General features: G+C 66.9%; 16 protein-coding genes. 5 read left to right on the top strand and 11 right to left on the bottom strand.

The annotated features are described in order from the left end of the window. Positions 1-97 precede the first annotated feature (97 nt). Both xylB and U5782_RS31965 read left to right on the top strand, forming a co-directional pair. Complete coding sequence (gene xylB / locus U5782_RS31970) at positions 98-1579, top strand: xylulokinase (protein WP_322047876.1); 1482 nt, start codon at positions 98-100, stop codon at positions 1577-1579. A 73-nt stretch (positions 1580-1652) separates the two neighbouring features. Beyond that, entirely contained in the window at positions 1653-2600 is a 948-nt protein-coding gene (locus tag U5782_RS31965; protein WP_322047875.1) for a sugar-binding transcriptional regulator, read from the top strand. 171 nt (positions 2601-2771) lie between these two features. Here U5782_RS31965 and U5782_RS31960 read toward each other — a convergent pair whose 3' ends face one another. The 6 genes from U5782_RS31960 to U5782_RS31935 all read right to left on the bottom strand — a co-directional run bounded on the left by U5782_RS31960 (position 2772) and on the right by U5782_RS31935 (position 8802). Then, entirely contained in the window at positions 2772-3881 is a 1110-nt protein-coding gene (locus U5782_RS31960) for a sn-glycerol-3-phosphate ABC transporter ATP-binding protein UgpC (RefSeq protein WP_322047874.1), read from the bottom strand. A 100-nt stretch (positions 3882-3981) separates the two neighbouring features. Beyond that, positions 3982-4677, bottom strand: a complete 696-nt coding sequence (locus U5782_RS31955) for an HAD family phosphatase (protein WP_322047899.1) — start codon at positions 4675-4677, stop codon at positions 3982-3984. Next, positions 4677-5549, bottom strand: coding sequence for a carbohydrate ABC transporter permease (locus U5782_RS31950; RefSeq protein ID WP_322047873.1), 873 nt, complete (start codon positions 5547-5549; stop codon positions 4677-4679). The genes U5782_RS31955 and U5782_RS31950 overlap by 1 nt, the downstream gene beginning before the upstream one ends. Further along, complete coding sequence (locus tag U5782_RS31945; protein ID WP_322047872.1) at positions 5546-6493, bottom strand: sugar ABC transporter permease; 948 nt, start codon at positions 6491-6493, stop codon at positions 5546-5548. Before U5782_RS31945 ends, U5782_RS31950 begins: the two co-directional genes overlap by 4 nt. 111 nt (positions 6494-6604) lie before the next feature. After that, entirely contained in the window at positions 6605-7927 is a 1323-nt protein-coding gene (locus U5782_RS31940; RefSeq protein WP_322047871.1) for a sugar ABC transporter substrate-binding protein, read from the bottom strand. A 71-nt stretch (positions 7928-7998) separates the two neighbouring features. After that, entirely contained in the window at positions 7999-8802 is an 804-nt protein-coding gene (locus U5782_RS31935) for an L-iditol 2-dehydrogenase (protein ID WP_322047870.1), read from the bottom strand. A gap of 333 nt (positions 8803-9135) precedes the next feature. Here U5782_RS31935 and U5782_RS31930 point away from each other — a divergent pair, with 333 nt between their 5' ends. The 3 genes from U5782_RS31930 to U5782_RS31920 are packed head-to-tail and all read left to right on the top strand — an operon-like array spanning position 9136 to position 11903. Continuing rightward, positions 9136-10137, top strand: coding sequence for a metal ABC transporter solute-binding protein (locus tag U5782_RS31930; protein ID WP_322047869.1), 1002 nt, complete (start codon positions 9136-9138; stop codon positions 10135-10137). Positions 10138-10174: 37 nt separating this feature from the next. Then, positions 10175-11128 carry an ABC transporter ATP-binding protein gene (locus U5782_RS31925; RefSeq protein WP_322047868.1) on the top strand — a complete coding sequence of 318 codons (954 nt, stop codon included), beginning with the start codon at positions 10175-10177 and terminating at the stop codon, positions 11126-11128. Next, positions 11121-11903 carry a metal ABC transporter permease gene (locus tag U5782_RS31920; protein ID WP_322047867.1) on the top strand — a complete coding sequence of 261 codons (783 nt, stop codon included), beginning with the start codon at positions 11121-11123 and terminating at the stop codon, positions 11901-11903. Before U5782_RS31925 ends, U5782_RS31920 begins: the two co-directional genes overlap by 8 nt. A gap of 88 nt (positions 11904-11991) precedes the next feature. On the opposite strand, the gene U5782_RS31915 is transcribed toward U5782_RS31920, so the two are convergent. From U5782_RS31915 to U5782_RS31895, 5 genes are all read right to left on the bottom strand, one after another. After that, a complete protein-coding gene (locus U5782_RS31915; RefSeq protein ID WP_322047866.1) occupies positions 11992-12975 on the bottom strand; it encodes a patatin-like phospholipase family protein in 984 nt (327 codons plus the stop codon). Positions 12976-12979: 4 nt separating this feature from the next. Next, on the bottom strand, positions 12980-13423 hold the full coding sequence (locus U5782_RS31910; protein ID WP_322047865.1) for a hypothetical protein: 444 nt from the start codon (positions 13421-13423) through the stop codon (positions 12980-12982). Between the two features lie 35 nt (positions 13424-13458). Continuing rightward, on the bottom strand, positions 13459-13842 hold the full coding sequence (locus tag U5782_RS31905) for a hypothetical protein (RefSeq protein ID WP_322047864.1): 384 nt from the start codon (positions 13840-13842) through the stop codon (positions 13459-13461). Between the two features lie 109 nt (positions 13843-13951). Continuing rightward, positions 13952-14797, bottom strand: a complete 846-nt coding sequence (gene fghA / locus U5782_RS31900) for an S-formylglutathione hydrolase (RefSeq protein WP_322047863.1) — start codon at positions 14795-14797, stop codon at positions 13952-13954. A 51-nt stretch (positions 14798-14848) separates the two neighbouring features. Beyond that, on the bottom strand, positions 14849-16354 hold the full coding sequence (locus tag U5782_RS31895) for a xylulokinase (protein WP_322047862.1): 1506 nt from the start codon (positions 16352-16354) through the stop codon (positions 14849-14851). Positions 16355-16794: the final 440 nt, after the last annotated feature.

Here is a 16794-nt window from a genome sequence, read left to right as displayed (position 1 = left end):
GCTCGACGCGCCATGCGCCCTCGGGTCGGCGCGCATGGCGCCGCCCTGCGCGCGCGGCTAAAGTAGCGCCTCCCCCTCACGATTTCCGCGCGCGCCCATGTACCTCGGCATCGACCTCGGCACCTCCGAAGTGAAAGTTCTGCTGCTCGCGCCCGATGGCCGCGTGATCGGCACGGCGGGCTCGCCGTTCACCGTTTCGCGCCCGCATCCGCGCTGGGCGGAACAAAATCCCGCCGACTGGTGGAACGGCACGCGCCAGGCGCTTGCCGCGTTGCGCGAGAAGCACCCGGGCGAGTTCGCCCAGGTGCGCGGCATCGGCCTCTCGGGGCAGATGCACGGCGCGGTGCTGCTCGATCGTGAGGACAACGTCCTGCGTCCCGCGATCCTCTGGAACGACATGCGCGCCGTGGACGAATGCGCGGAACTGACCGCGCGCGCGCCGCAGTTGCATCGCGTGGCGGGTAATCTCGCGATGCCGGGCTTTACCGCGCCGAAGCTGCTGTGGGTCGCGCGTCACGAACCCGAATTGTTCCGCCAGACCGCCTGCGTGCTGCTGCCGAAAGACTGGCTGCGCCTGAAGCTCACGGGCGGCAAGGTCTCCGATCCTTCCGACGCGGCCGGCACGCTCTGGCTCGACGTCGCCAAACGCGACTGGTCGGACGCGCTGCTCGACGCCTGCAACATGACGCGCGCGCAGATGCCCGCGCTTGCCGAAGGCAGCGCGCCGTCCGGCACGCTGCTGCCCGCCGTCGCGCGCGAATTCGGACTGCGCGAGGACGTCGTCGTGGCAGCGGGCGGCGGCGACAACGCCACCAGTGCAATCGGCATCGGCGCGGTGCAGCCGGGCGATGGCTTCGTCTCGCTCGGCACCTCGGGCGTGCTGTGCGTGATCGGCGACCGCTTCGCGCCCAATCCCGCCTCGGCGGTGCATGCGTTCTGCCATGCGATTCCCGATCGCTGGCATCAGATGAGCGTGGTGCTCTCGGCCGCCAGTTGCCTGCGCTGGGTCTGCAAGCTCACCGGCACCGACGAGCCCACCCTGCTCGCCGAAGTCGAACGGCTCGACGCGCGCACGCTGGGCCAGGCGCCGCTGTTCCTGCCGTATCTCTCGGGCGAGCGCACGCCGCACAACGACCCCTACGCGCAAGGCGTGTTCTTCGGCATGACCCACGCGACCGACCGCGCGCTGCTCGGCTACGCCGTGCTCGAAGGCGTGACGCTTGCGCTCACCGATGGCCTCGACGCCCTGCGCGCCGCGGGCACCGCAGTCGGCCCGCTCTCGATGCTGGGCGGCGGCGCGCGCAGCGCGTACTGGGCGCAGCTCGTGGCCGACGCATTCGACACCCCCACGCGTCAGCACGGCGGCGGCGAAACGGGCGCGGCGCTCGGCGCGGCCCGGCTGGGTTGGCTCGCGGCGGGCGGCGAATTCGACGCGGTGCTCGCGAAAGCCCCCGTCACGGCCGAATACACGCCCGATGGCGCGCGCCACGCAGCGCTGCGCGAACGGCTCGAGGCCTACCGTGCGCTCTACCGGCACGTGCGGCCGCTGTTCGACCCCGCGCGCGAAAGGCTGGCGTAAGGACGACGACGGATCAAGTACACTTCGTCCCCCCCGTATCTCCTATTCAACCCAGGCCGCGCCGATCTCCACCGTGCCCAAGTCCACCGAAAAACTCGATCTCGCCACCCGCGCCGCGTGGCTCTACTACGTGGCTGGCAACACCCAGAACGAGATCGCCGAAAAGCTCCAGGTCTCGCGCCCCGTTGCGCAGCGCCTTGTCGCGTTCGCGGTCGAAAAGAACCTGATCCGCGTACGCGTCGATCATCAACTGGCGGATTGCCTCGCGCTCGCGGACCAGCTCTCGAAGCGTTACGGCCTCTCCATGTGCGAAGTGGTGCCCGTGGACGACGACAGCCAGGAAGCGATCGACCGCAAGCTCGCCGTGGCGGGCGCGCAGGTGATGGAGCGCTATCTGAACGAGGAGCGGCCGATGGTCGTCGCGGTGAGCAGCGGGCGCACGCTCAAGGCCGCCGTCGATCAGATCGCGCAGATCGAGCGGCCGCAGCATCGCCTCGTGTCGATGGTGGGCGCGATCGCCCAGGACGGCTCGTCCAACCGCTACGACGTCGCGCTGCACATCTCCGAGAAAACCGGCGGCAAGCACTTCCTGCTGCCCGCCCCGCTGATCGCCGATACCGAGGCCGAGCGCGCGCAGTGGTGCAATCACCGTCTCTATCGCATCGTCGAATCGCTTTCCAGCGAGGCCGACGTGGCCTTCGTCGGCATCGGCAATATCGGCGAGCACTGCCCGCTGCACGAGGACGGCTTCCTCACCACGGACGAGGTGCACGAGTTGATGGGGCTCGGCGCGATCGCCGAGATGCTGGGCCTGCCGATCGACGCGCGCGGCAAGCGCGTCGATTCGCCGACGGGACGGCGCGTGACCAGTCTCTATCTGGATTCGCCGCCGAAGCGCCCGACCATCGGTTTCGCGGGCGGCGCGCGCAAGCGTGAGGCGCTGATCGCGGTGCTCAAGGGCGGCTGGCTGTCGGGCCTCGTGACCGACGAGGCGTGCGCACGGGCGGCGCTGGAAGCCTGAAGCGCAGGCTAGCCGCGCGCGAAAAAAAGCCCGCTCGAAAGCGGGCGTCCCTTGATTGGGGCAAGGCAACCTCAGACAAGTACAACGACACTTCAACGACACCACCGGATCGCAGCGCGGCACCGCCTGCGCAGCACCGCGATCCCGCTCCTGCTCCTGCTCAATTCAAGCTCAAGCCGCCATTTCCTGCGCGAAGCGCCGCTCGAACGCCAGGCCTTGCGCGTCGAACAGATGGCAATGATCGGGCACGGCACCCAGCTTCATCGTCTCGCCGCGTTCGTGCTTTTCCAGCGGCGGAATGCGCGCGATCAGGCCATCGGGCGCGACCGCCGATTCAGCGTAGAGATACGCCGCGTCGCCGAGCGACTCCACCGTCATCGCTTTCGCGCTCACGCCGTATTCGCCTGCGTTCACGTGCAGATGCTCGGGACGGATGCCGACCGTCACCTTGTCGCCCTCGCGCGCGTTACGCGGTTCGACCGACACCTTCTGCGTCTCGCCGGTGGCGTAGCGCACGACGATGCCGTCGCTCGCCACCTGCTGGATCTCGCCTTCGAAGAAGTTCATCTTCGGCGAGCCGATGAAGCCCGCCACGAAACGATTCGCGGGCGCGTGATAAAGCGTGTTCGGACTCCCAACCTGTTCGACGTTACCGGCCGACAGCACGACGATCTTGTCCGCGAGCGTCATCGCCTCGACCTGGTCGTGCGTCACGTAGATCATCGTGGTCTTGAGTTCATCGTGCAGACGCGCGAATTCCAGCCGCATCTTCACGCGCAGCGCCGCATCGAGGTTCGAGAGCGGTTCGTCGAACAGGAACACCTTGGGCTTGCGCGTGATCGCGCGCCCGATCGCCACGCGCTGACGCTGGCCGCCCGAGAGTTGCTTGGGCTTGCGGTCGAGCAGATGGTCGATGTGCAGGATCTTCGCGGCGTTCTTCACAGCCGCGTCGATCTCGGGCTTCTTCGCGCCCGCGAGCTTCAAGCCGAACGCCATGTTGTCGTACAGCGTCATATGCGGATAGAGCGCGTACGACTGGAACACCATCGCGATGCCGCGCTTGGCGGGCGGCACGTCGTTCATGCGCGTGCCGTCGATCGTCAGATCGCCGCCGCTGATGTCCTCCAGCCCTGCGATCATCCGCATGAGGGTGGTCTTGCCGCAGCCGCTGGGGCCGACGAAGACGACGAACTCGCCGTCCGCGATATCGAGGTTCACGTCGCGCAGGACTTCGTTGTCGTCGTAGCGCTTGAGGACGTTTCTCAGGATCACGCTTGCCATGATGTGTGTCTCCATTCGTTGCGGTGTGTGCGCCGGTCTTTGACCGATTGCGCAAGTCACCGCGTTTTCAGCACGTTCAATCCAGTACGCCGCGCCGCGCTCACTGCGCGCGCGCCTGCGCTTTCTGTATCCAGTCCGCTACCAGCGCGGGCAGCATGCGCATGTCGTCGAAGACGGTCTGCGCCCCGACTTCGCGCAACTCCAGCGCGTGCGCGTCGCCGCCCACATGCGCGCCGCCCACGAAACCGAGCACCGTCATGCCCGCCGCGCGCGCCGCGCTCACGCCCGTCACGCTGTCCTCCACCACGACGCACGCCTGCGGCGCGACGCCAAGACCCTGCGCCGCGGCGAGATAGACGTCAGGCGCGGGCTTGGGCTTCGCGACCGTATCGGCGCAATAGATGCGTTCGCCGAAGAAGCGCGTGAGGCCGGTGCGCGCCAGCACGCGCCGCACCACGGCCGTATAGCTGTTGCTCGCGCAAGCCTTGTTGAGCGAGATGGCGTCGAGCGCCGCGCTCACGCCGGGAAAGAGCGGGGCTTCGGCGGCTTCGCGCTCGGCCACCGCGCGAATGGCCTCGACATCGGCGTCGGTGAGACGCCGACCCAGCGCTTCGCTCGTGCCGCCAAGCACGCGCTCGATACGCTGGCCAAGCAGCGGCATCAGCACGGGCGCGACCTCGGCGCCCGGCCAGCGCGCTTCGAGTTCGCGCACCAGCACGCTCGCCGCCACCGCTTCGCTGTCGATCAGCACGCCGTCGCAGTCGCAGATCAATGCGGCTCGATCCATCCCTTGCATCATTTGACCGCCCCGAACGTGAGGCCGCGCACGAGCTGCTTCTGCGACAGCCAGCCGACGATCAGCACCGGCGCGACCGCCAGCAGCGAGGCCGCCGAGAGCTTGGCCCAGAACAGGCCTTCAGGGCTCGAATACGAGGCGATGAACACCGTGAGCGGCGCCGCGTTCGAACTCGACAGGTTGATGCTCCAGAATGCTTCGTTCCACGAAAGAATGATCAAGAGAAGCGCGGTGGAAGCAAGACCCGGCACCGCCATCGGCATGAGCAGATAGATGATCTCCTGCCACGTGGCCGCGCCGTCCATGCGTCCGGCTTCCAGAATGTCGCGTGGAATCTCGTTGAAGTACGTGTAGGCCATCCACACCGCAATCGGCAGATTGATGAGCGTATAGACGATGATCAGCCCGCTCACCGTGTCGAGCAGGCCCGTGTTCTTCCACAGCAGATAGATCGGCACGAGTACGCCCACCGACGGCATCATCTTGGTGGAAAGCATCCACAGCAGGATCTTCTGCGTGCGATGGTTCGGGAAAAACGCCATCGCATAGGCGGCGGGCACGGCGAAGATCAGGCAGACGACGGTCACCCCCGCCGAGATCAGCACCGAATTCCACGCGAAGCCGAAGTAATTGCTGCGCGCAAACACCTCGCGGAAGCTGTCGAGCGTCGGCATGAAGAAGATCGTCGGCACGTAGGCCTGCTGCTCGGTCTTGAACGCCGTGATCGTCATCCAGAAGATCGGGAAGAACAGCGCAATGGCGATGATCCACGCGAGCAGCCCCGGCACCACGCGGCCGATGAACTGCAGCGGCGAGGAGCGATTGACGGCGTGCGGCGACTCGGGTACGTGCGTTGCAGTAACCTGGCTCATTTTTCGTACTCCCCTTTGAGGTTGCGCGCGAGCATGCGCACGAGGAAGAACGACACGATGTTCGCCAGCACGACAGCCAGAATGCCGCCCGCCGATGCGATACCCACGTCGAACTGTTGCAGGCCCATCGAGTAGATCAGATAAGTGAGGTTGGTGGTTGCGTTGCCGGGACCGCCGCCGGTGGTCGTATAGATCTCGGCGAAGATCGACAGCAGGAAGATGCTCTCCATCATCACGACGACGGCAATCGCGCGGCGCAGGTGCGGCAGCGTGATGTAGAAGAACAGCGCGATCGCGCCCGCGCCGTCGATCTTCGCGGCCTCCTTCTGCTCCTGGTCGAGCGACTGGATCGCCGTAAAGAGAATCAGGAACGCGAACGGCAGCCATTGCCACGCCACGATCAGGATGACCGCGAACAAGGGATAGTCGGCGAACCAGTCGATCGGCGTCATGCCGAGCCCGCGCATCGCGAGGGCCACGAGGCCGTAGACCGGATGCAGGATCATGTTCTTCCAGATCAGCGCGCTCACCGTGGGCATCACGAAGAACGGCGCGATGGCGAACAGGCGCGCGACGCCCATGCCGACGAACTTGCGATCGAACAGCACCGCCATCAGCACGCCGCCGATCACGGTGATCGCGAGCACGGCCACGATCAGCTCGATGGTGTGGACGATCGACGGCACGAACGAGGGATCGGTCGCGAGGAACTTGTAGTTATCGAGGCCCGCGAAACCCTTGAGGTCGGGGTTCAGCAGGTTGTAGCGCGTGAACGAATACCAGATCGTCATCGCGAGCGGAATCGTCATCCACAGCAGCAGGACGGCGACCGAAGGCGACACGAGCCAGCGCGAGGCCGAGCGGCGTGTTTCCACTTGCTGGACGTTCGGTTTGGGCGCTCGGGTTCGATGGAATAGAGGCATGTGGAGATGAAGATGACGCATGAGGACCACCCTTCTCTGTTGCGCGCCGCGCGGGGGCACGACGCCGCATCTTGCTTCGCGAGGCGCGCCGGGCTGGGCGCGTCTCGCGACAAGGACAAGGCTTGCTTCTGCTTATTTCTGATACCCGGCCTGCGCCACGGCGCGATCGGCGGCGGCGTTGCCCGCCGTGAGCGCCTGATCGACGCTCATCTGGCCAGCCACCGCACCCGCGATGCTCTGACCCACGACCGTGCCGAACGACTGGAATTCAGGAATCCCGACGAACTGCACACCCGTGTAGGGCACCGGCTTGGCGGTCGGATGATTCGGATCGGCGGTCTGGATCGCCTTGAGCACGAAGTCCGAGAACGGCGCGGCCTGCTTGTACTCGGGGCGCTGATAGGTCGAGATACGCGTACCCGACGGCACCGAGGCCCAGCCTTCGTCCTTCGCGACCATTTCGATGTACTGCTTCGAGGTGGCCCACTCGATGAACTTCTTCGCGGCGTCCTGCGACTTCGACGACTTCGGCACCGCCAGCGCCCATGACCACAGCCAGTGCGCGCCGTTGGGCGTTGCCTGCGTCGGCGCGGCGGCGAAGCCGATCTTGTCGGCCACTTGCGACTGCGACTTGTTGTAGAGAATGCCCGCCGCGACCGTAGCGTCGATCCACATCGCGCACTTGCCCGAGGACATGAGCGTGAGGTTTTCGTTGAAGCCGTTCGAGCTCGCTCCCGGAGGGCCGTCCTTCTTCAGCAGATCGACATAGAAGCCCACCGCCTTCTTCCACTCGGGCGTCGTAAGCTGCGCGTGCCATTTCTCGTCGAACCAGCGTCCGCCGAAGGTGTTCACCACCGTCGTCACGTAGGCCATGTTCTCGCCCCAGCCCGCCTTGCCGCGCAGACAGATGCCGTAGGTGCCCGCGGATTTATCTGTGAGCTTGTCGGCGAAGTCCTTGATCTGGTCGTAGGTCGGCTGGTCGGGCATCTTGAGGCCCTTCGCCGCGAACAGGTCCTTGCGGTAATAGGTCATCGAGCTTTCGACGTAGAACGGCAGCGCGTAGAGCGTGCCGTTGTACGAGAGACCGTCGCGCGCCGTCTTCACGACGTCGTCGAGATCGTATTCGGCGGGCAGGCCCGTCATCGGCGCGAGCCAGCCGCGCTTGCCCCACTGCGGCGCTTCATACGTGCCGATCATCATCACGTCGAACTGGCCGCTGTTGGTCGTGATGTCGGTCGTGGCGCGCTGGCGCAGCACGTTTTCTTCGAGGATCACCCAGTTCAGCCTGATGCCCGGATTGGCTTTCTCGAAGGCCGGCGAGAGCTTCTTCAGCTCGATCATGTCCGGGTTATTCAACATCGCGACCGTGACGGTCTGCGCCTGCGCGGCACCGGCCGCGGCGATCAGCGCGCCCGCGCTGAGCGTTCGCAGCACGGTCTGGAATGCGGGTTTCATGGCGTTGTCTCCTTTGTTTGTTACGTTATGTCGTGCTGCCTGGGTTGAAGTCGCCGAATGCTTCGGTGGACTCAGCTCATCCAGTTGCCGCCGTCCACGTTGAGCGTCTGTGCGGTGATGTAGTCGGCGTCGGCGGAAGCAAGAAAGAGCGCCGCGCCTGTGAGGTCGTCCGGCAAGCCCATGCGCCCGAGCGGCACCGCCTCGCCCACGAGCCGCTTCTTCTCGCCGAGCGGACGCTGTTCGTAGCGCGCGAAAAGCGCGTCCACGTGCTCCCACATCGGCGTATCCACCACGCCCGGCGCGATGCCGTTCACGTTGATCTGGTGCGGCGCGAGTGCAAGCGCCGCCGACTGCGTATAACTCAGCACCGCCGCCTTGGTTGCGCAGTAGTGCGAAACGAGTGCTTCGCCGCGCCGTCCCGCCTGCGAAGACATATTGATGATCTTGCCGCCGTGGCCCTGCTCGACCATGCGGCGCGCAACGGCCTGCATCAGGAAGAACATGCCCTTCACGTTCACCGCAAAGAGGCGGTCGTAGATCTCCCAGGATTCGTCTAGCAGCGGGCGCATGTCGAACAGCGCCGCGTTGTTGAAGAGGATGTCGATGCGGCCAAAGTGCTCGACCGCGCTGGCGACGATGCGCTCGATGTCCTCGCGGCGCGTGACGTCGGCGCTGAGTGCGAGCACGCGTTCGGGGAACGCTTCGATTAGCGCGGGCGCGATGGCGTCGGCCGGCTTCACGTCGACGAGCACGCAGCGCGCGCCCTCGTCCAGATAGCGGCGCGCGACCGCCTCGCCAATACCGCTTGCCGCGCCGGTCAGCACGGCCACCTTGTCCTGCAAACGTCCTGCCGCCGGGTACGCGGGATGTGCCACAGGGTTGTCTCCGTTGTCGTTCTTGACGATGGACCCATCAGGCTTGCCACCCGACGCCGCCCATCACATGAACATTTGCTCTCTTGGTGGTCGAATGATCGGATACGGATGCACACATGTCAAGGCGGACAAACGCCAGCGGCGCGGATTTCGATGGTGCGGCGCGCCAGGCGCCCGCCGAACGCCCGCTGAGGAGCATTTACCGCGCCTGCCCAGCGTTCCTCGCGCCGTCTCCCCTGACAGGCTAACTCGCCAAGCTTTGTGATACGTTATATCATCTCGCCTTCACGGATTTTTGCCTTCGCCGGGTGCTGTCGCGCCCAGACGCCCGGCATGCCGCCCTCGTTCTCGTGCCTCGCTCTCGTCAAGGATAGAACCATGCTCGCATTCCCCCGCGCCACGCTGCGCACGCGCGGCCGGCTGGCCAACGCCGCCGCTTCGCTAACGCCCGTCGTCCGCTCGGCTGCGCTCGCCATTGCGGCGCTCGGCGCGCTGTTCGGTCCCGTGGGCGCCGCACGTGCCGCGGACACGGCGATTCCCGTGGTGGCCGCGGAGAACTTCTACGGCGACGTGGTCAAGCAGATTGGCGGCGCCTATGTGAACGTCACGAGCATCCTGAGCAACCCCGATCAGGACCCGCATCTCTTCGAAGCCAGCCCCAAGACCGCGCGCGCGCTCCAGCACGCGCGCGTCGTGGTGTACAACGGCGCGGACTACGATCCGTGGATGACGAAGCTGCTGGGCGCGACCGCCGGCCAGAGCAGCCAGCGCGTGACCATCGTCGCGGCGGACCTCGTTGGCAAGAAGCCGGGCGACAATCCGCACCTCTGGTACGACCCGCAGACCATGCCCGCCGTGGCGCGCGCCGTGGGCGCGGCGCTCGACGCCGCAGACCCCGCGCACAAGAGCGTGTACGATGCCAACCTTGCGGCGTTTCTCGGCTCGCTCAAGCCGATCGACGCCAAGGTCGCGGCGCTGCGCGCGCAGTACAAGGGCCAGCCGGTCACGGCGACGGAACCGGTGTTCGGCTATATGTCGGATGCGATCGGCCTCGATATGCGCAACCTGCGCTTCCAGTTGGCGGCGATGAACGATACCGAGGCGAGCGCCTCCGATATCGCCGCCTTCGAGCGCGATCTGCGCGAGCGCCGCGTGCGCGTGCTGATCTACAACAGCCAGGCGACCGAGGCGCTCACGCGCCGCATGCTGGGCCTTGCGCAGCAGTCGAAGGTGCCGAGCGTCAGCGTGACCGAAACGCAGCCGGCGGGCGTGAACTTCCAGCAATGGATGCTTGCGCAACTCGATGCACTCGGCCATGCGCTGGCCACGAAGTAAGTCCAATACCTAACGCAGTCAGCACGGAAAAGAAGCAATGACAGAGGCCTCGCGAGCGGCTCAGCACTCGACCCCGCATGCCGCGCACCACGCGCACGCGCCGCAGCCGGTGCTCACGCTCGCGGGCGTGACGCTCACGCTCGGCGATCGCACGATCCTGCGCGACGCCAACTTCGCCGTGAACCAGGGTGAGTTCATCGGCGTGCTCGGGCCGAACGGCGCGGGCAAGACCACGCTGATGCGCTCGATCCTCGGCCTCGTACCCGCCTCGCGCGGCGCGATCCGCGTGCTCGGCGAGCCGGTGGCGCGCGGCAACGCGAAGATCGGCTATATGCCGCAGACGCGCACGGCGCTCGCAAGCCGCCGGGTGCGCGGGCGCGACTTCGTGGCGATGGCGGCCGACGGGCACCGCTGGGGCCTGCCGCGCGCCGACGCCGCCACGCGCGCCGACGTCTCGCGCGTGCTCGATCTGGTAGGCGCGACGAAGCTTGCGGATCGTCCGCTGTCCGAACTCTCGGGCGGCGAGCGCCAGCGCCTGCTGCTCGCGCAATGCCTGCTCGGCGACCCGAAGCTGCTGCTGCTCGACGAGCCGCTCATCAGCCTCGATCCGCATCATCAACGCGGCGTGGTCGAACTCGTGCGGCGCGTGCAGCGTGAACTCGGCATCGCGGTGCTGTTCTCGGCGCACGAACTCAATCCGCTGCTCAACTCGCTCGACCGCGTGCTGTATCTGGGCAATGGCGTGGCGGCGCTCGGCAGCGTCGACGAAGTCATCACCGCGCCGGTGCTCTCGCGCCTCTACGGCTCGCCCATCGAGGTGATGCGCATGAAGGGCCGCATCTTCGTGATGTCGGGCGACGTCGAGGTCGAAAAGCACGACCACGAACACGAGCACGATCACCAGCACGACCACGGTCATTCGCACGACCACGGCCATAGCGACACCCACGATCACAACAACAACGCCCACGGCCATTCGCACGATGCTTGATTACGATTTCATGGTGAACGCCTTCGCGGCGTCGGGCATCGTTGCGGTGCTCGCGGGCATCGTCGGCTACTTCCTGGTGATGCGCGGCCAGACCTTCGCGGGTCACGCGCTCTCGCACGTGGGCTTCACGGGCGCGACGGGCGCGGTGCTCCTCGGCATCTCGCCGATGTGGGGCATGGTGGGCTTCACGCTGGTGGCAGGCCTGTCGATGGGTGCGCTCGGCGAAAAGCTCGCGGGCCGCGACGTGGCCATCGGCGTGATCCTGTCGCTCGCGCTCGGCTTCGGGCTGCTGTTTCTGCACTTCTTCACCGCCTACGCGACCCAGGTCACGGCGCTCCTGTTCGGCAACGTGCTGGGCGTGAACCGCGACACCCTCGGCGCGCTCGCGGCGCTGGCCGTGGCGAGCCTCGTGGCGCTTGCGGCGATCATGCGGCCGCTGTTGTTCGCCTCGCTGCAACCGGAACTGGCCGAAGCCAAGGGCGTGTCGCTGCGCCTCGTCTCGGTGCTGTTCCTCGGCATCGCGGCGCTGGCTGTGGCGGCCTGCACGCAGATCGTGGGCGTGCTGCTGGTGTTCACGCTGATGGTCGGCCCCGCCGCCGCCGCGCAGAACCTCACGACGCGCCTGTCGACCGGACTCGTGCTCGCGGCGCTGCTCGCGCTCGCGCAGGCGTGGATCGGCGTCACGCTCGCCTTTTACACCGACTGGCCGACGAGCTTCTGGATCACCGCGCTCGCCGCGCTGGTGTATGGCGGGAGCCTGATCGGGCGGCGCTGAGCGGAGCCGCTTCCGCCAAGCAAAAACGGCGTTGCACCGCGAGGTGCAACGCCGTTTTTTATGCCGATGCCGTCTCGATCACACCGCGTCAGCCGTCGCCCATGATCGAGCGCAGACGGCGCGATTCGTCCGCATTCGCGAGCAGCGCCTCGAAGCGCTGATCCGCGAGATGCGTGAGCGCCGCGGTGGCGTCGGGCGTCGCGATGTCGAGGCCGCGCAGCACATCCTGATCGGCGCCCGCGTCGCTGTCCAGATGTAGATAGCGCTCGCCCAGCTCCCTTGTGCAGAGCGCCTGCGCCATGTGCTCCTGCGCCTCCATGCTCAGCGCGAGCGCGGGCCGCGCCCACGCGAGGCCGCGCAGCGGCAGGCGGCTTGGCACGCTGCGGTGGCGCACACCCGTGGTGCCGACGCCCAGCATCCTCACCGGCACGCCGCGCCGCTGCGCCTGGCTCAGCGCATGCGCGTCGGGACAGTTCGCGGCAAGACCGCCATCCACGTGCCAGTCGTCGTCGAGCAACATCGCCGGGAAATGCGCGGGTGCGGCCGAGGTGGCGCGCGCGGCTTCGAGCAGCGTGCAGGTATCGGCTTCGTCGCCCGCCAGACCGCGGCTGCGCAACAGCCGCAGTTCGCCGAGCGACCAGCTCACGGTCGTGAGCATGAGCGGCTTGTCGATCTCGGCGAGCCGCTTGCTGGCCCAGCCATCGAGACAGGCGACGATCGCACGTTCGAGCGGCTCGGCCGCATAGACCTTTTCGCTCAACAGCTTGCGCAGTGTGCGCAGCGAGAGCCGGGGGAAAATCGTCGGCCCCCACTGCGCGAGCATCGCGTAGAGTACGCGCGCGCTCACACCCGCGGCGAGGCCCGCCGCGAGAATGCCGCCCACGGAGGTGCCCGCAATCAGGTCGAAACGCGCGCCTATCGGCGTGCTGCCGAAGCGCTCGCTTTCCTCGATGCGCGCGAGCAGCCTTGCCGTGTAGAGACCGCGATAGCCGCCGCCCGAGAGACTTAGCACGCGCGTGCAGGCGGGCGCCGGAGTGAGCCGGCCGTCGGGCACCCGGAACTGGTCGTCCAACGGCCTATTCCTCGAGCAGGGACACGACTTCCACCTGGAGCTTGCGCAACTCGCGGTGGTAGGTTTCCTCGGGCTCGACCAGCGTGCAGCCGTTGGCAACCGCCGTGGCGATCACCATGCGCGTGTCCTGGCCTACCGGATGACGCGTGCCGCCCTTCTCGATGTCGAGCGGATGATGACCGCGCCACTGCTCCCACTCGGAAGCCTCGTTGCCGGCGAACGGCAGCACGACCGAGCCGTCGTCCACGAGCGCGGCGAGGCGCGCTTCGAGCGCCTTCCTGAACGCCGCGCGGCGCGGCTCGCTCATCTTGTGCTGGGCGATCACCTGGCGCGCGGCCGCCACGCTGATGACGCTCAGATTGATGTCGCGCGCCTTCACGCCGCCTTCGATCCATTTGCGCGAGGCGGTGTCTTCGATGCACATGTCGATGAGCGTATTGGTGCCCAAAAGGAATCTCGGCATGAACGGCCTATAAAGTCGTTTTATCGCGGCACGCGGTAGTGATCTTCGGCGTCGATGGAGACGTCGCGCGGTAGCTTGCCCGAGGCCGGCACCGACGGTAGCCCGGCGAATACTTCGGCAACGGTGCGATCGCTGACCGTGTTGGACATGAGCGCGACGGCCTGGTCGAGGCCGAGGATGATGAAGGGCTCCTGGCCCTGGTTGACGACTTCGACCGAGCCCGATTTGACGCGCTTGAGCACGCTCGAATAATTCGTCTTGAAGGCCGAGATAGGCGTGCCGGCGGCGTTGACGTCGGTGGCGCCCACGCGTGCGGCGATCGCCTTCACGGCCGCCTGGAAATCGACCATGCGTCGCTCGGCGGACTCCTTGCGGCCTTCGGCGTCAATCAGGGATGCGGACATGGACGTAGACTCCAGAAAAGATCAACCTGACCAGATTCTAGTACCAACCTGACCAGATATCAAAAATTCACACGGGGTCGGATTCCCTGTCCGCAAGCCCTTGCGCGCGTTACTTCAGCAGTACCCGCGCGTGATGCGCCAGATGATCCTCGATGAAGCTCTGGATGAAGAAGTAGCCGTGATCGTAGCCCTCGTGACGGCGCAGCGTGAGCGGCTGGCCCGCCGCCGCGCAGGCGGCTTCGAACACGTCCGGATTGAGCTGGTTCGCGAGGAAGTTATCGGCGAGACCCTGATCGACGAGGATGCCCTCCTCGAACTTGCGCGCCGCATGGCCAACGAGTTCGCTGGCGTCGTACTGCTTCCAGGCCTCGCGATCCTCGCCCAGATAACCCGAAAACGCTTTCTCGCCCCACGCGCAACGCGTGGGCGCGGCGATCGGCGCGAATGCCGAGACCGAGCGGTAGATCTGCGGATTGCTCAGCGCGAGCGTGAGCGCGCCGTGACCGCCCATCGAGTGACCGAAGATCCCCAGGCGAGCGCCGTCGATCGGCAGGTTGGTCGTGACCGCCTCGCGCAATTCGTCGCGCACGTAGGTCGCCATGCGCCAGTGCGTCGACCACGGCTCGCGCGTGGCGTCGAGATAGAAACCCGCGCCCACGCCGAAGTCCCAGGACTCGGCTTCGCCCGGCACGTTGGCGCCGCGCGGGCTGGTGTCGGGCGCGATCAGCGCGATGCCGTGCTGCGCGGCGAAGCGCTGCGCGCCCGCCTTGATCGGGAAGGTCTCTTCCGTGCAGGTGAGGCCCGCGAGATAGAACAGCCCCGGCACCTTGCGCGTGCGCGCCTGCGGCGGCAGATAGACCGAAAATCGCATCGGCAGGCCGATGGCTTCCGAGTCGTGCTTGTAGATGCGCTGCACGCCGTCGTAGCAAGCGTGTTCTTCAATCAGGATCAGCATGGTTGCTCCGTTTTCACCATTGTCTTTGCATTCAGTCGTGCGCTTTGGCACTCACGCTGCGGGGAACCACGTCCGCACACGACCATAGAGGTCGATGAAGCGCGCGTAGCGTTGCGCGAGCGCGGCGTCCTCACGCGGCTGCGCGACGCGTGTCGCCGCCGGTGCGAGCGCCATCAAATCATCCATTCGCCAATGTCCGCTGGCCACGCCGCCCAGCAAGGCCGCGCCGCGCGTCGCCGCGTTCGGACAATCGATGGCGTCGAGTTGCGCGCCCAGCACGTCGGCAAGCAGTTGCCGCCAGCGCGCATCGACGGAACCGCCGCCCGCTAGCTTGAGCGTCGCGATGGCTGCATCGCACGTATCGTGCGTGTCTGGCGCAGCGCCCGCATTCGCTTCGCGCAAGGCGTCGAGCCCCGCGCGCAAGGCGAACGCCACGCCTTCGAACGCCGCGCGCATCAGCATGCCGCGCGTATCGCCGAGTCCCGCGCCGAGCCAGCCGCCGCGCGCTGCCGGGTCGAGCCACGGCGAGCGCTCACCACTCAGATACGGCAGGAACGTGAGCGTGGGCGACGGCGGCGCGGCAAACGCTTCCTCATACGCGAGCGCCCAATCGTAAGCGAGCCAGCCGCGCGCCGCTTCGAGCGCGACACCCACGTTCTGCATCGCAGCCATCGCATACCAGCCGCCGCTCGCCGAACGATAGCGATGCAGACCGCGCCGCGCGGGCGGCATCGTACGCGCGGTGACGAGAATCTGGCCGCCCGTGCCGGTGGTGAGCAGCGCGTCGCCGTCCTCGCCCAGGCCACTGCCGAGCGCCGCGCATGGCGTATCGCCCGCGCCCGTCGCGAGCACGACGCCTGCGGGCAAACCGAGTGCGTGGGCGGCATCGGCGCAGAGCGTGCCACTTGCCGCGCCCGACGCCGCCAGCGGCGCAAACCAGCGCGCGGGCACACCGAGGCGCTCGATCAGCGCGAGATCCCACGCGCCATCGGGCGCGGCGAGCGCAGTCGCGCAGGCATCGGATGGGTCGGCCACAAAGGCGGCCGGCGCCCCACCCGCCAGACGTACGCGCAGCCAGTCCTTCGGTTGCAGCGCCCAGCGCGTGGCGTCGGCGGTCGTGGGTTCGTTTTGCAGCAGCCAACGCAGCAGAGGCCCGGCCATGCCGGGCGCGACTGGGTTCGACGCCGCGCCTTCGTTTGCGCCTTCATTCGCTTCCTGCCACGCATCGAGCAAAGCATGCGCGCGCGTATCGGGCCACAGCATCGCGGGACGCAACGCCTGCCCCACCGCATCGGTGAGCACGACGCCATGCATCTGCCCGGAAAAGCCGATCCCGCGCACCATCGCGCGCTCGTCTTCGGGCAATCGCGCGCAGGCCTCGACCAGCGCGCGCCACCAGCGCTCGACATCGATTTCGGCCCAACCGGGCTGCGGCGTATCGAGCGTATAGGCCACGCTCGATACGCCACGCTCGACGCCCGCCTCATCGACGAGCGCAACTTTGAGTGAGCCGGTGCCAAGATCGATGCCGAGAAAGCGCGTGAGCGATGCGTTCATGCGATGAATGGGAAAGAAGGATTGAGACCGCATCCAGACGAGGCGTAGAGGGCTGGATCGCGACGGCCAAAAGAGCCATCATAGCGGTGCGAAATCCACGTCGCGAGCGGTCCGCGCGAGGGGTTCGATTCGATGCAGATCGCACGCATTTTGAGGGCGTTCACGGGTTAACCCGGTGGCTTGCCAGGCGATGCCAAATCGCCCCTATGTGAAAAGCGAAATAGAGATCATAACCACCCGACCATGCGAAGCGCGATCCGGAACGCGCCCGCACCACTGCGACCACGCGCCAAACGTCACGTGGATGTCATCGCGACGCCGCTCTAGCGCAACACTCGCCATCCATTCGAGCACCTGAAAAACGGCCTGAACGCCGCCTGACAGCGCCTCGCGCAGTTTGTCGCGACGCGCGGCAGCCGCATCGCGAGCCCCAGCCGAAG

Origin of the sequence: Paraburkholderia sp. J67, from assembly GCF_905220265.1 — a bacterium.
In the GTDB taxonomy this organism is placed as follows: Bacteria; Pseudomonadota; Gammaproteobacteria; order Burkholderiales; family Burkholderiaceae; genus Paraburkholderia.
This window is presented reverse-complemented; position numbering and strand designations above follow the sequence as displayed.